Annotated in this window: 11 protein-coding genes and 2 pseudogenes; 7 read left to right on the forward strand and 6 right to left on the reverse strand. The window is 52.7% G+C overall.

From position 1 onward, the window contains the following. Together Q3970_RS10220 and Q3970_RS10225 are read right to left on the reverse strand one after the other, a co-directional pair. Window positions 1–574: pseudogene (locus tag Q3970_RS10220) on the reverse strand (hypothetical protein); the annotation flags it as partial. Between the two features lie 866 nt (window positions 575–1,440). Next, on the reverse strand, window positions 1,441–1,887 hold the full coding sequence (locus tag Q3970_RS10225; RefSeq protein ID WP_303100470.1) for a hypothetical protein: 447 nt from the start codon (window positions 1,885–1,887) through the stop codon (window positions 1,441–1,443). Window positions 1,888–2,361: 474 nt separating this feature from the next. Here Q3970_RS10225 and carA point away from each other — a divergent pair, with 474 nt between their 5' ends. From carA to carB, 7 genes are all read left to right on the forward strand, one after another. Then, window positions 2,362–3,495, forward strand: coding sequence for a glutamine-hydrolyzing carbamoyl-phosphate synthase small subunit (gene carA, locus Q3970_RS10230; RefSeq protein WP_303100471.1), 1,134 nt, complete (start codon window positions 2,362–2,364; stop codon window positions 3,493–3,495). Window positions 3,496–3,517: 22 nt separating this feature from the next. After that, on the forward strand, window positions 3,518–3,898 hold the full coding sequence (locus tag Q3970_RS10235; RefSeq protein ID WP_303100472.1) for a VOC family protein: 381 nt from the start codon (window positions 3,518–3,520) through the stop codon (window positions 3,896–3,898). A gap of 178 nt (window positions 3,899–4,076) precedes the next feature. Then, window positions 4,077–4,343, forward strand: coding sequence for a SemiSWEET family transporter (locus Q3970_RS10240; protein ID WP_303100473.1), 267 nt, complete (start codon window positions 4,077–4,079; stop codon window positions 4,341–4,343). 52 nt (window positions 4,344–4,395) lie between these two features. Then, entirely contained in the window at window positions 4,396–5,040 is a 645-nt protein-coding gene (gene leuE, locus Q3970_RS10245; protein ID WP_303100474.1) for a leucine efflux protein LeuE, read from the forward strand. Between the two features lie 151 nt (window positions 5,041–5,191). Beyond that, window positions 5,192–5,716, forward strand: coding sequence for a transposase (locus Q3970_RS10250; RefSeq protein ID WP_303100475.1), 525 nt, complete (start codon window positions 5,192–5,194; stop codon window positions 5,714–5,716). A gap of 323 nt (window positions 5,717–6,039) precedes the next feature. Further along, window positions 6,040–6,597 carry a hypothetical protein gene (locus Q3970_RS10255; RefSeq protein WP_303100476.1) on the forward strand — a complete coding sequence of 186 codons (558 nt, stop codon included), beginning with the start codon at window positions 6,040–6,042 and terminating at the stop codon, window positions 6,595–6,597. A gap of 23 nt (window positions 6,598–6,620) precedes the next feature. Further along, window positions 6,621–9,839: a carbamoyl-phosphate synthase large subunit gene (gene carB, locus Q3970_RS10260; protein ID WP_303100477.1), complete on the forward strand. Its 3,219-nt coding sequence runs from the start codon at window positions 6,621–6,623 to the stop codon at window positions 9,837–9,839. 85 nt (window positions 9,840–9,924) lie between these two features. Here carB and prfB read toward each other — a convergent pair whose 3' ends face one another. The 4 genes and pseudogenes from prfB to Q3970_RS10280 form a co-directional block, all read right to left on the reverse strand. Beyond that, window positions 9,925–11,028, reverse strand: coding sequence for a peptide chain release factor 2 (gene prfB, locus Q3970_RS10265; protein WP_303100480.1), 1,104 nt, complete (start codon window positions 11,026–11,028; stop codon window positions 9,925–9,927). A gap of 125 nt (window positions 11,029–11,153) precedes the next feature. Continuing rightward, entirely contained in the window at window positions 11,154–12,068 is a 915-nt protein-coding gene (gene ftsX, locus Q3970_RS10270) for a permease-like cell division protein FtsX (protein ID WP_303100478.1), read from the reverse strand. After that, window positions 12,065–12,718 carry a cell division ATP-binding protein FtsE gene (gene ftsE / locus Q3970_RS10275; protein WP_303100479.1) on the reverse strand — a complete coding sequence of 218 codons (654 nt, stop codon included), beginning with the start codon at window positions 12,716–12,718 and terminating at the stop codon, window positions 12,065–12,067. The genes ftsX and ftsE overlap by 4 nt, the downstream gene beginning before the upstream one ends. Before the next feature lie 205 nt (window positions 12,719–12,923). Further along, window positions 12,924–13,274: pseudogene (locus Q3970_RS10280) on the reverse strand (signal recognition particle-docking protein FtsY); the annotation flags it as partial.

Below are 13,274 nucleotides of genomic sequence, written 5' to 3' on the forward strand. Positions count from 1 at the left end.
CGTCTGAATTGTGGTCGAACAATGCGCCGTTATAGCCCTGCGTGCCAACGGTTTCAATACCGTCGCCGTCCAAGTCCAATACCAGCGGGTCGTAGACGTGGTATTTGCCGTCGCGGTTGAGGTTTTTGTAGTCTTCATATTCATTTGGGCATGTCCAGTGGTAGTCGCCGCTTGCTTTCCTGTATTGGTCTACCAGCCACTCCCCGACTTCTCTGCCCAACCAAGCTCCGCCTAAGGAGCCCGCACCAGAAGCAAGTATGGCTCCTGGTCCAGTTGCTGCACCAATCATGCCGCCACCAAGTCCTCCTAAAAAAGCCCCGGTTGCTGAAGTAAATTCAATAAATGCCTGTTGTTTATTTCCTTGCGTATACTTTTGAACAACCTGCCCCGCAGACATTAAAAGGCCGACATGGCCAAACATGTTAACAGCCGGATTAAGCTTTGATTTTGCTATATTTGCTGCACCAAATTTTTCCAGGAATTGTTTGAAACCGGTATCTGCGCTGGTCAATGAAGCGCCAACCGCATCGCTTACAGTGTTTCCTTCATCATAAGTATTACAATTGTTCGCCACTTTAAATTTCCTTTCTATCAAAAATAGATATGAGCGTTAGCATCCACGAGAAAATAAACCCTAAAAACATGAAAGAAATTACAATAAATAAAATAATATTAAATAAAAATAGAAATATTTTGTAGTTAGTGATTAACGAGATGAATCTTTCAACTTTTGGTAATTGGATGAATTCAATATTAAAGACAAAACAAATAATTACGAAAATTATCCAGAAATAGAATAAAAATTGAACTATCCTAATGAATCTACTGCGATTGTCTATTACTCTTTCTTTGACCAAGTAAGGGTTGATTGCATAAACGCCCCATTCAAAAAGAAACTTATTTTTCTTATGGATGAAATTAAAAAACTTTCTTCCCGCTCCATGGCTATATGAGTATGTAAGCATTAATACTACAATAAGATTTATAATAAATGTTATAGATGACAATGCTACTGTAAAGCTGACTGAACTATTTATTTCATCAATATAATTTCCAAGTTGCAATCCTTCTAAAAAATCCAAATTAATTCTAGGAACATGAAAACCTCCAATAAATATGATATAAATGTTTGATATGATGCTTAAAATAAACAAAGCTAAATTTAAATTTAAAAGTAAAAATATTTTTCTCATTATTAAATACCTGTTTGTAAGAAGTAATTCAGATTTCCCGTTTTTTAAGCCTTCGATACGATTTATTTCAAGCAGCTAATCGTATCGCTTAAATTTCATTTGTAAATGCCTATGGGATAATCGGTTGTTTTGGCAAACAAACGAAAATTTTATTTTTTTGCGTAAAGTAAACATAGTTATCTTCAACGGTTGCCACACAAACTAATGCCGTCTGAATGCTTTTCAGACGGCATTAGTTTATATGAAATCAGCATGTTTTTTGGCTTAAGCTGTCGTAGGCTTTGTTGGCGACATTAAAGAATTTCAGGATGTCGTTGTCGGAAGAAACATAGATGACGTTGGATTTTTCGCCCGAAAACGCATCCAGCGCGGCGATTTTGTGCAGGGTTTGTTCCGCCATGGCCTGATGTTCCTTGGAGGGGAGGTAGAGCATGGCGGCGTTGGCCTGCGAGGGCGTGAGCGCCACGCCCTCGTTGGCGGTTTTGATAAAGGGCGCGGCGAAAACGATATTGCCGCCGTAGCGCGGGTCGGTTTTTGCCCACTCGGCAACCAGCTGATCGATCAGGGCTTTCTGTGCCGCCTTGGTTTCGGCCTGGCTGTAGGCTTGCAGCACTTCGGCCAGCTTGGGCGACAATGCCGCTGCTTCGCGCAGGTCGCGCAACCGCCCGATACCCTGCACATTGGCTGCCTGCATTTGCTCTTCGGTGAGTTGGACGGAATCGGCATAGCGGCTGTGCAGGTGGTCGGCGGCGAGCCATGGCCCGCTCTCGACTGTATAGTGGCTTAAGATTTAAAAGAGGACAAGGCGGTGAAGCTGCAGACAGTACAGATAGTATGGACGGGAGCGGCGGATAAGTTATTTGCAGCCAATATTTACCTTGCTGCTACGTTGTTGGGGTTAAGATGAATTTGAATGTCGGCAGGCCTTTGGGTTTCCTGTATCAGGTTTTCTCATGCCGGTATCCGGGTGCTTGAGTTTCCTCCTTCTTTCGCTTAAAATAACTTGCTTCTAAGGCATAGGCTTATGCCTGTAAAAGCACGTAACACGGTTTTCAGCACAGCCGTGCGGCGTGTTTTTTTTTAGCCGGATTTTCAGAGGCAGTTGAATACCGGCCTGTTTTTCAGACGGCCCGCACCGTTTCTTTTTCAGCCATACAGGATATCCATCATGACCACTCCCGCAATCTTAGTACTCGCCGACGGCAGCGTGTTTCATGGCTCCTCAGTGGGTTTTCATGGCGCAACTTCCGGCGAAGTGGTGTTCAACACTTCTATGACCGGCTATCAGGAAATCCTCACCGACCCTTCATACTGCAAACAAATCGTTACCCTCACTTATCCGCACACCGGCAACACCGGCACTAACGGCGAAGATGTGGAAAGCCGCGCCGTGTATGCCGCCGGGCTGATTATCCGCGACCTGCCGCTGTTGCACAGCAATTTCCGCAGCAGCGAAAGTTTGCAGGAATATCTGGTGCGCAACCGCACCGTGGCGATTGCCGATATCGACACCCGCCGCCTCACCCGCATTCTGCGTGATAAAGGCGCGCAGGCCGGTGCGATCCTCACGGGTGCGGACGCAACCGAAGAAAGGGCGCGCGAACTGATTGCCGCGTTCGGCAGCATGGTCGGTAAGGATTTGGCTAAAGAAGTTACCTGCAGCGGCGCCTACGAATGGACAGAAGGCGAATGGAGGCTGGGGAGGGGTTTCGGCAAGCCGTCCGAACAACCTTATCATGTGGTGGCTTACGATTTCGGCGTGAAAACCAATATTCTGCGTATGCTCGCCGGGCGCGGCTGCCGCTTGACCGTGGTGCCTGCGCAGACCCCCGCGGCAGAAGTGCTGGCAATGAACCCCGATGGCGTGTTCCTTTCCAACGGCCCCGGCGATCCTGAACCGTGTGATTATGCGGTTGCTGCGATTCGGGAATTGTTGGCAACAAAAAAACCGTTGTTCGGCATTTGCTTGGGACATCAGTTATTGGGTCTGGCCTGCGGTGCAGAAACCAGCAAAATGCCGTTCGGCCATCACGGAGCCAACCACCCCGTGCAAGATCTCGACAGCGGCCGTGTAATGATTACCAGCCAAAACCACGGCTTTCAGGTGGACGAAAACACCCTGCCGGACAACGTTCGCGTAACCCACCGTTCGCTCTTCGACGGCACCGTACAAGGCATCGAACTGACCGACCGCGCTGCATTCAGCTTTCAAGGCCACCCCGAAGCCAGCCCCGGCCCGCATGATGTGGCATGCCTGTTCGATAAATTTATCGACAGTATGAAAGCTAATAAGGCCGTCTGAAAAAAGGGGGGGGCGTAGTATTATGAAAACCGCCGCGCTTGATCATTTGGTATTAACCGTTGCTGATATTGAACAAACCATTACTTTCTACACCCAAGTATTGGGCATGGAAGAAACCACCTTTGGCGAAGGCCGCAAAGCCCTGCGCTTCGGCAGCCAGAAAATCAACCTGCACCAAAAGGGTGCGGAAGTGCTGCCTAATGCACAAAATGCCGCTTGCGGCACGGCAGATTTATGTTTGCTTTCTGAAACCCCGCTGCCGCAGGTGTTGGCCGAATTGCAGCAGCACGGCATTGAACCCTTAAGCGGTATCGTGCCGCGTACGGGTGCAACGGGGGCGATTGAGTCAATCTACCTGCGGGATCCCGACGGCAACTTGTTGGAAATCAGCCGCTATATTTGATACCCGTATTTCAGACGGCCGATATTTTTACAAAAACCATTCAGGCCGTCTGAAAAAACAAACAGGCTTCGGGCTTGGGTGTTAAACCAACAAGCCGTTAAAATTGAAGATAAATATTGCACCCTTCCCCCCTATGTTCCATCAAAATTATTTAAAACAACAATAAACACCACACCTCATGAAAATTTTAAGCGACAAACAAGTCCGCATACTCTCTATTGCCGCCACCCTCATGGCAGTGGGTATGTATGTGGCCTATATTCCGCAGATACAAATGAATCTGTCCGGCCAGAAAGGCGCATGGCTGCAACCTTTGGTGGCCGCGATCAACTGCACCTTATGGGTGATTTACGCCCTGTTTAAAAAAAACCGCGATATTCCCGTGGCGCTGGCCAACGCGCCCGGCATTTTTCTCGGCCTGATCACGTTTATCACCAGCTTTTAACGCGCAGGCCGTCGTTCTTTAACTTGATAACCCACGCTAAGGCCGTCTGAAAATGTTCGGCATAACCGACCTTGCCGCCTATATTATCGGCACCATCGCCGTTATCCTGCTGCCCGGCCCCAATTCCATGTATTGCCTCACCGTTGCCGGGCAACACGGCGCCAGAGCCGCCTACCGCGCCGTGGCGGGCATCTTGCTGGGCGACAGCCTGCTGATACTCGCCACCGTATTGGGCGCCGGCACCCTGCTCAAGCTCTATCCCGCCCTGTTTCACGGCATCAAGCTCGCCGGCGGGTTATATTTGGCCTATATCGGCAGCAACCTGTTGCGCGGTGCCGCCAAAAAATGGCACTTCCGGCCGGGCGCAACGAACGGCGCAAATATCCCGCCCGAGCCGCAGCACATTTTCAAACGCGCGCTGCTGCTGAGCCTAACCAACCCGAAAGCGATACTGTTTTTCCTATCGTTTTTCGTGCAGTTCGTCGATCCGGCCTACCCGCACCCCGCACTGAGTTTTCTCGCTCTGGCCGTAATTTTGCAGCTGGTGAGCCTGCTGTATTTGAACACGCTGGTGTTCGTCGGCCGCACACTCACCCGCGCGTTTAAACGGCACATCAAAATATCCGCCGCCGCCATGGCCGCCGTCGGCGTGCTGTTTATCGGTTTTGCCGTAAAAATGTGGACGGCGGGGTTGTGATGGTGATGTCTGTCTGAAAAACCAGGTGGAGTCCTGTAGGCTGGGTTGCCAAACCCAACGGTTTGAAATAATTGAACGGTGTGATGTTGGGTTTTCAACCCAACCTACGGCTGAATTGAAAACCCAACAAAATAACATACAGGAGCAAACCATGCGCTACCGCCGTGCATTTGCCCCGGGCGGCTGCTATTTCTTCACGCTTGCCTTGCAAGACAGAAAACAAGATTGGCTGGTACGGCATATTGATGATTTACGGCAGGCATTTGCCGAAGTCAAACAACGCCACCCGTTTGAAATCATTGCCGTTTGTGTATTGCCCGAACATTTGCATTTATTGATCAGGCTGCCTGCAAACGACAGCGGTTACCCTGCCGGATTACGGATGATTAAGGCCAGGTTTTCCCAAGCCATACCGAAAACCGAAGCCGTATCCCCGTTGCGGCAGCACAAAAACGAGCGGGGTATTTGGCAGCGGCGGTATTGGGAACACCAAATCCGCGACGAGCGGGATTTGAATGCCCATATTGATTATATTCATATCAATCCGGTGAAACACGGTTATGTATCCCATGTGGCGGATTGGCCGTATTCATCGTTTCACCGGTATGTGCAGCAAGGTTTGTTGCCCGCAGATTGGGCGGGCGGGGCAGAAGCAGATGGTAGTTTCGGTGAATAGTGAAAAATAGGTTGTCAAACCAACAGGCAGCTTGGGTTACCAACCCGACATTTTGAAATAAGTGAATGGTTTGATGTTAGGTTTTCAACCCAATCCACGCGTGTTCCAAATTTTCAGACGGCCTGTGGAAAATTTCAGCCACCCCGTAGGTTGGGTTGCAAACCCAACAAAACCGTTAAATTTAAGAAGAGGTTGGGTATTGACCCGTTAGAGAAGTTGGGTTGTCAAACCCAACGTTTTGAAATAATTGAACGATGTAATGTTGGGTTTTCAACCCAACCTACGCTTGCTTTTTTCAAAGATCATTTAAGTAAAGATAAATTATGTCTATTTCTCACGATGAAGCAACCAAATGGTCAAGAAAAGAAACATTCACGGGAATTGTTATAGGATTCGTCATGGGTGCTATAGCAGCATGGTTTATTATTGACTATTCCCATAAGGAAAACAAAGAATCATATATTCGACAGATTAATGATCTAAAAGACGAAAAAAACAAACTATATACAGAAAAATCCACTTCCGAGAAAAATTTTGCTATTTGCCAAACCGAAAAGACGAATTTAGAAAATTCAATAAACCAAAATTATGTATCTCGCGAAGAATTTAATCGCTGTATGCAAAATAACACTCAATTTGCAAATACAAACCAAAGAATAAAGGATGAAAACGAAAGACTTTCATCGCATTTGCAAAGTAAGGACTCATGTTTTAAAGAACGAGAACACTTACAGCAGCAACTAGACGATATTAGAGAAGAATTAAAATCCGGATGGTCAAAGGGTAACCTAATCTCTAGACTAACTGATCAACAAATTCACGAAAGACGAGAGCAACAGCAGCAATTAGTAGAACAACTAAACAAAATGAATTGTCAATAGACTTTTTTTAAGAAAGATCCACCATGCCCAAACGTACCGACCTAAAATCCATCCTCATCATCGGCGCCGGCCCCATCGTCATCGGCCAGGCTTGCGAGTTCGACTATTCCGGCGCGCAGGCGTGCAAGGCTTTGCGCGAGGAGGGCTATAAAGTCATCCTCGTCAATTCCAACCCCGCTACGATTATGACCGACCCCGATATGGCCGATGTTACCTATATCGAGCCGATTATGTGGCAGGCTGTGGAGAAGATTATCGCCAAGGAACGCCCCGATGCGGTGCTGCCCACCATGGGCGGCCAAACGGCGCTGAACTGTGCGCTGGATTTGGCGCGCAACGGCGTGTTGGCGAAGTATAACGTCGAGTTAATCGGCGCCACCGAAGACGCGATTGATAAGGCGGAAGACCGCGGCCGCTTTAAAGAGGCGATGGAGAAAATCGGCCTCTCTACGCCGAAATCGTTTGTGTGCCACACCATGAACGAAGCCCTGCGCGCGCAGGAAGAAGTGGGCTTTCCCACGCTGATCCGCCCGTCGTTTACCATGGGCGGCTCGGGCGGTGGCATTGCCTATAATAAAGACGAGTTTCTGGCGATTTGCGAACGCGGTTTCGATGCTTCGCCCACGCATGAATTGCTGATTGAGCAGTCCGTGCTCGGCTGGAAAGAGTATGAGATGGAGGTGGTGCGCGATAAAAACGACAACTGCATCATCATCTGCTCGATTGAAAACTTCGATCCGATGGGGGTGCACACGGGTGATTCCATCACGGTTGCGCCCGCGCAAACGCTCACCGATAAGGAATACCAAATCATGCGCAATGCCAGCTTGGCGGTGTTGCGCGAAATCGGCGTGGACACAGGCGGCTCGAATGTGCAGTTTGCGGTGAACCCGGCCAACGGCGAGATGATTGTGATTGAAATGAACCCGCGCGTTAGCCGTTCTTCCGCGCTGGCTTCCAAGGCCACGGGCTTTCCGATTGCCAAAGTGGCGGCCAAGCTGGCGGTGGGCTTCACTTTGGACGAGCTTCGCAACGACATCACCGGCGGCCGCACGCCCGCATCGTTCGAGCCGAGCATTGATTATGTGGTAACGAAAATCCCGCGTTTCGCCTTTGAAAAATTCCCCGCCGCCGACGACCGCCTCACCACGCAGATGAAATCGGTGGGCGAAGTGATGGCCATGGGGCGTACCATTCAGGAAAGTATGCAGAAAGCCCTGCGCGGTTTGGAAACGGGTTTGTGCGGCTTCAACCCGAAAACCGACGACAAAGCCGAAATCCGCCGCGAGCTGGCGAACCCCGGCCCCGAGCGCATCCTTTTTGTGGCCGATGCCTTCCGCGCGGGCTTCACGATTGCGGAAATTCATGAAATCTGCGCGATAGACCCGTGGTTTTTGGCGCAGATTGAAGACATTGTCAAAGAAGAGGCCGCGGTTGTTTCAGGCAGCCTGAAAGACTTGGACTACGCCGCGCTGCGCCGTCTGAAACGCAAAGGCTTTGCCGACAAACGCATCGCGCAACTCTTGGGCGTGAAAGAACAGGAAGTGCGCGCCCACCGCTACGGCCTGAACCTGCACCCCGTCTACAAACGCGTCGACACCTGCGCCGCCGAGTTCCAATCCGACACCGCTTATCTCTATTCCACTTACGAAGAGGAATGCGAAGCCAGGCCGTCTGAAAACAAAAAAGTAATGATTCTCGGCGGCGGCCCCAACCGCATCGGCCAGGGCATCGAGTTTGACTACTGCTGCGTGCACGCCGCGCTCTCGCTGCGCGAAAGCGGTTTTGAAACCATTATGGTCAACTGCAACCCCGAAACCGTCTCCACCGACTTCGACACGTCCGACCGCCTCTACTTTGAGCCGCTCACGCTGGAAGACGTGCTGGAAATCGTGAAAAAAGAAAACCCCTGGGGCGTGATTGTGCATTACGGCGGCCAAACCCCGCTGAAGCTCGCCAACGCGCTGGTGGAGAACGGCGTGAACATCATCGGCACTTCCGCCGATTCGATTGATGCCGCCGAAGACCGCGAACGATTCCAAAAAGTGCTGAACGACCTCGGCCTGCGCCAGCCGCCCAACCGCACCGCACGCAACGAAGAAGAGGCGCTGGTGTTGGCCGAAGAAATCGGCTATCCGCTGGTGGTGCGCCCGTCTTATGTACTCGGCGGCCGCGCCATGCAGGTGGTTCACAGTCAAGAGCAACTGAAAACCTATATGCGCGAAGCCGTGCAGGTGTCGGAAGACAGCCCCGTTTTGCTCGACTTCTTCCTCAACAATGCGATTGAAGTGGACGTAGACTGCGTTTCAGACGGCAAAGACGTAGTCATCGGCGGCATCATGCAGCACGTCGAGCAGGCCGGTATCCACTCCGGCGACTCCGGCTGCTCGCTGCCGCCGTATTCGCTCTCCGAAGAAGTGCAGGAAGAAATCCGCCGCCAAACCAAAGCGATGGCCTACGCGCTGAACGTGGTCGGCCTGATGAACGTGCAGTTTGCGGTGCAAGACGGCGTAGTGTTTGTGCTCGAGGTGAACCCGCGCGCCTCGCGCACCGTGCCGTTTGTGTCGAAAGCCACTTCCGTGCCGCTGGCCAAAGTGGGCGCGCGCGCGATGGCGGGCATTTCGCTGAAAGAGCAAGGCGTTGAAAAAGAAGTGGTGCCCGACTTTTATGCCGTGAAAGAGGCCGTGTTCCCGTTTATCAAATTCCCCGGCGTCGACACCATTCTCGGCCCCGAAATGCGCTCCACCGGCGAAGTGATGGGTGTGGGCGCCACCTTCGGCGAAGCCTACCTGAAAGCCCAACTGGGCGCGGGCGAACGTATGCCGGCAACAGGCAAAGTCTTTATCGCCGTGCGCGACGAAGACAAACCGCTGATTGTCAAAACCGTAAAAAACTTCCTCGCCTTGGGCTACGGGGTGTGCGCCACGCGCGGTACGGCGGCTTATCTGGCGGGGCAGGGCATCACCGTGCAAACCGTCAATAAGGTGCTTGAAGGCCGTCCGCATATTGTCGATGCCATTAAAAACGGCGAAATCGCACTGGTGGTCAATACCGTAGGCAGCGATGCGCAATCTGTGGCCGACAGCCACAGCATCCGCCGCAGCGCGCTCACCCAGCGCGTGCCGCAATACACCACCACAGCAGGCGGCGAAGCCATGAGCGAGGGTGTGAAGAGTCTGAACGGCTTGGGTGTTTACAGTGTGCAGGAATTGCACGGCCGGTTGAGAAAACAGGCAGACTAACCCGATGCTGTGCCGTTAACCGAAAGGTATTAGGCCGTCTGAAAAGAAACAACCTTTTCAGACGGCCTGTTTATGATAGCTGCGGTTACACGCCCTGTTTCAAACTGGCTTTGATAAAGCCGTCCAAATCGCCGTCCATCACAGCTTTGATGTTGCCCACTTCGTAAGAGGTGCGCAAATCTTTGATGCGCGACTGGTCGAACACATACGAGCGGATCTGGTGGCCCCAGCCCACGTCGGACTTGCCTTCTTCCAGAGCCTGTTTTTCTTCGTTGCGCTTGCGCATTTCCAGCTCGAACAGCTTGGCTTTGAGCATATTCATGGCTTCGTCGCGGTTGCGGTGTTGCGAGCGGTCGTTTTGGCACTGCACCACGATGCCGGTGGGGTTGTGGGTGATGCGCACTGCGGAATCGGTTTTGTTGATGTGCTGGCCGCCTGCGCCGGATGCGCGGTAGGTGTCGATGCGCAGGTCGGCGGGATTGATTTCCACTTCGAAACTGTCGTCCACTTCGGGGTAAACGAACACCGAGGCAAACGAGGTGTGGCGTTTGTTGTTGGAATCAAACGGCGAATAGCGCACCAGGCGGTGGATGCCGGTTTCGGTGCGCAAGAGGCCGTAGGCGTATTCGCCTTCGAGCTTGACGGTGGCGCGGTTGATGCCGGCGATGTCGCCTTCGTCTTCTTCAAGCACTTCAACCTTAAAGCCCTTGCGCTCGGCATAGCGCAGATACATGCGGTAGAGCATGCCCGCCCAGTCTTCGGCTTCGGTGCCGCCGGCGCCGGCGGTGATGTCGATAAAGCAGTTGTTCACGTCGGCCGGCTGGTTGAACATGCGTTTGAATTCCAGATCGGCCATCATCTGCCCGAGTTTGGCGATGTCTTCCTGCACGGCGGCGAAGCCGGCTTCGTCGTTTTCTTCCACCACCATTTCGAGCAGCTCGCGGTTGTCGTTGATGCCGGCGGCGATGTTGTCGAGCGTGAGCACAATGCCTTCGAGCACTTTGCGCTCTTTGCCGATTTCTTGGGCTTTTTTGGGATCGTTCCAAAGGTCGGGGTCTTCGGAGAGGCCGACCACTTCTTCGAGGCGGTCTTTTTTGCCGTCGTAATCGAGATAGCCGCGGATGTCGCTGCTGCGCGCGGAAAGGTCGGCGAGCACGGCGTTCAACTGGTTGACGGTTTCGGCTTCAATCATGGTTTTCTCTTGCTAAGGTCTTTATTTAAGGGGCGTATTGTACTGGATTTTATGAGTGCGGGCTATGGAGGAAGGCCGTCTGAAAAGGGTTTCAGACGGCCTGTGTATTTGTTCCGAACCGGTCAGCGCCTGGCTTTAAACCCAAGCAGATGCTGCTGGGTAGCCAGCCATGCGCCGGCGGTGCCGAGGGCGGCCACGGCGGCAAGCACCAGCAGCACTTCCCAAAAATAGAAAAAACGCCATTCGATGTTCAGCCCGTAGGGCTTGAAAATCTGATCGACCAAGGGTTTCGACACGTTTACCAGCCAGGCGCACAGCCCCAGGCCCGCAGCCACGGCAAGCACGCCCTGCCAGGCGGCCAAATAAAGGAAGGGGCGGCGGATAAACGAGGCAGGCGCGCCCAAAAGTTTGGTGATTTCGATTTCTTCTTTGCGGCTCAAAATTTGCAGGCGGATGGTGTTGTGCGCCACCAAAACGAAGGCCACGCCGAGGGTGAAAGCGAGAAACCAGAATACCTTGTGCACAAAATCGTTGACTTGGTAGAGCGTCTGCATCCATTCGGTGTCGAGCTTGGCCTCTTCCACCATCGGCAGCCCGCCCAAATCTTTTTGCAGCGCCTTCATTTCTTCAGGAGGCGTGGCGGGATCGGGGGTAACGATGAATACGTCGGGCAGCGGGTTTTCGTCGAGCATAGACACCAAATCTTGGCCGCCCATGCTGGTTTGCAGCTCTTGCAGGCCTTTTTGTTTGCTCACGAATTCGTTTTTCTGAATGCGTTTGTCTTGTGCGATCAGGCTTTGCACGGCTTCAGCATCGCCCGTATCGGCACCCGGTTCCATATAAACGGTGATCTGCGGCGATTCGTTGAGTTTGCCGACCACGGCCTGCGAACTTTGCACGCCCAGATAGAGCGCGAGCGGCAGCGTCATCGCCACCGCCAGCATCAGCAGGATCAGCAGTGTGCCTACGGGCTGTTTCAGCAGTTGGCGGGCGGCGTTGGCGGCGGCGTCAAGGTGGAGCGATACGTATCGGTTCATGATGTGAACCTGCCTTCCTGCAAGCGCAGAATGCGGTGGCCGTAGTCGGCCATCAGGGTTTCGTCGTGTGCGGCCACGATTACGGTGGTGCCGGCTTCGTGGAAGGTTTTGAACAGTTCCATAATATCCAGGGCGTAGGCGCGGTCGAGGTTGGCGGAAGGTTCGTCGGCAATTAGCAGGCTGGGCTGGTGCACCACGGCGCGGGCGATGCACAGGCGCTGTTGTTCGCCGCCGGAAAGGGTAACGGGGTCGGAAAGCTCGCGGCCGCCCAAGCCCACTTTTTCGATGGCGGTGCGGGCACGTTTGTCGGCCTGTCTGGCGTCGTAGCCGATGATGCGCAGCGGCAGCAGCACGTTTTGCAGCACGTTGCGGTCGTAAAGGATTTTATGGTCTTGGAAAACGATGCCGATGTGCTGGCGCATAAAGCCGATTTGGTTGTCGTTTAAGCCGCCGATATTTTGGTTGTTCAACCACACCTTGCCTTCGGTGGGTTTGGTGATGCCGGCGATTAGTTTGAGCACGGTGGATTTGCCCGCGCCCGAATGCCCGGCCACGAATATCATTTCACCTTTGCTGATCTTGAAGCTGACGTTTTTCAGCGCCTGAAAGCCGCCGGGATAGGTTTTGGAAACTTGTTCGAAACGAATCATAGGGTTATCCGGTGAAGTTGGTTTCAGACGGCATCAGGCCGTCTGAAAGGTTACGCGCGATTATACCGAATAATGTTGCACCGTTCAGCCGGGAGCGACGGGTGGAGATGATAGGAAACAAACTGTTTCAAGAAAACCGTTTTGGGTAAAAACGCCCGCACGGCAGTGCGCGGTGCGGGCGGGAGGGTTTCAGACGGCCTGAAAGTCAGTCGAGCAGCGCGTCCACAAATGCTTTGGCGTCAAACGGGCGCAAGTCGTCGATGCTTTCGCCCACGCCGATATAGCGCACGGGAATCGGGCGGTTGCCGGCGAGCGCGGCGAGAATGCCGCCTTTGGCGGTGCCGTCGAGCTTGGTAACAATCAGGCCGGTGAGGCCCAGCGCGTCGTCGAAGGCGGTAACCTGGTTGACGGCGTTTTGGCCGATGTTGGCATCGAGCACCACGATGATTTCGTGCGGTGCGTCGGGCATGGATTTTTGCAGCACGCGCTTCACTTTTTTGATTTCTTCCATCAGGTGCAGCTGCGTGGGCAGGCGGCCGGCGGTGTCGGCCAGCAC

Origin of the sequence: Neisseria sp., assembly GCF_030530745.1 — a bacterium.
GTDB lineage: Bacteria > Pseudomonadota > Gammaproteobacteria > Burkholderiales > Neisseriaceae > Neisseria.

Coding starts and splice junctions, on each gene's coding strand:
- Q3970_RS10225 (WP_303100470.1), bottom strand. CDS start 1,887: ATGCAGGCAGCCAATGTGCAGGGTATCGGGCGGTTGCGCGACCTGCGC.
- carA (WP_303100471.1), top strand. CDS start 2,362: ATGACCACTCCCGCAATCTTAGTACTCGCCGACGGCAGCGTGTTTCAT.
- Q3970_RS10235 (WP_303100472.1), top strand. CDS start 3,518: ATGAAAACCGCCGCGCTTGATCATTTGGTATTAACCGTTGCTGATATT.
- Q3970_RS10240 (WP_303100473.1), top strand. CDS start 4,077: ATGAAAATTTTAAGCGACAAACAAGTCCGCATACTCTCTATTGCCGCC.
- leuE (WP_303100474.1), top strand. CDS start 4,396: ATGTTCGGCATAACCGACCTTGCCGCCTATATTATCGGCACCATCGCC.
- Q3970_RS10250 (WP_303100475.1), top strand. CDS start 5,192: ATGCGCTACCGCCGTGCATTTGCCCCGGGCGGCTGCTATTTCTTCACG.
- Q3970_RS10255 (WP_303100476.1), top strand. CDS start 6,040: ATGTCTATTTCTCACGATGAAGCAACCAAATGGTCAAGAAAAGAAACA.
- carB (WP_303100477.1), top strand. CDS start 6,621: ATGCCCAAACGTACCGACCTAAAATCCATCCTCATCATCGGCGCCGGC.
- ftsX (WP_303100478.1), bottom strand. CDS start 12,068: ATGAACCGATACGTATCGCTCCACCTTGACGCCGCCGCCAACGCCGCC.
- ftsE (WP_303100479.1), bottom strand. CDS start 12,718: ATGATTCGTTTCGAACAAGTTTCCAAAACCTATCCCGGCGGCTTTCAG.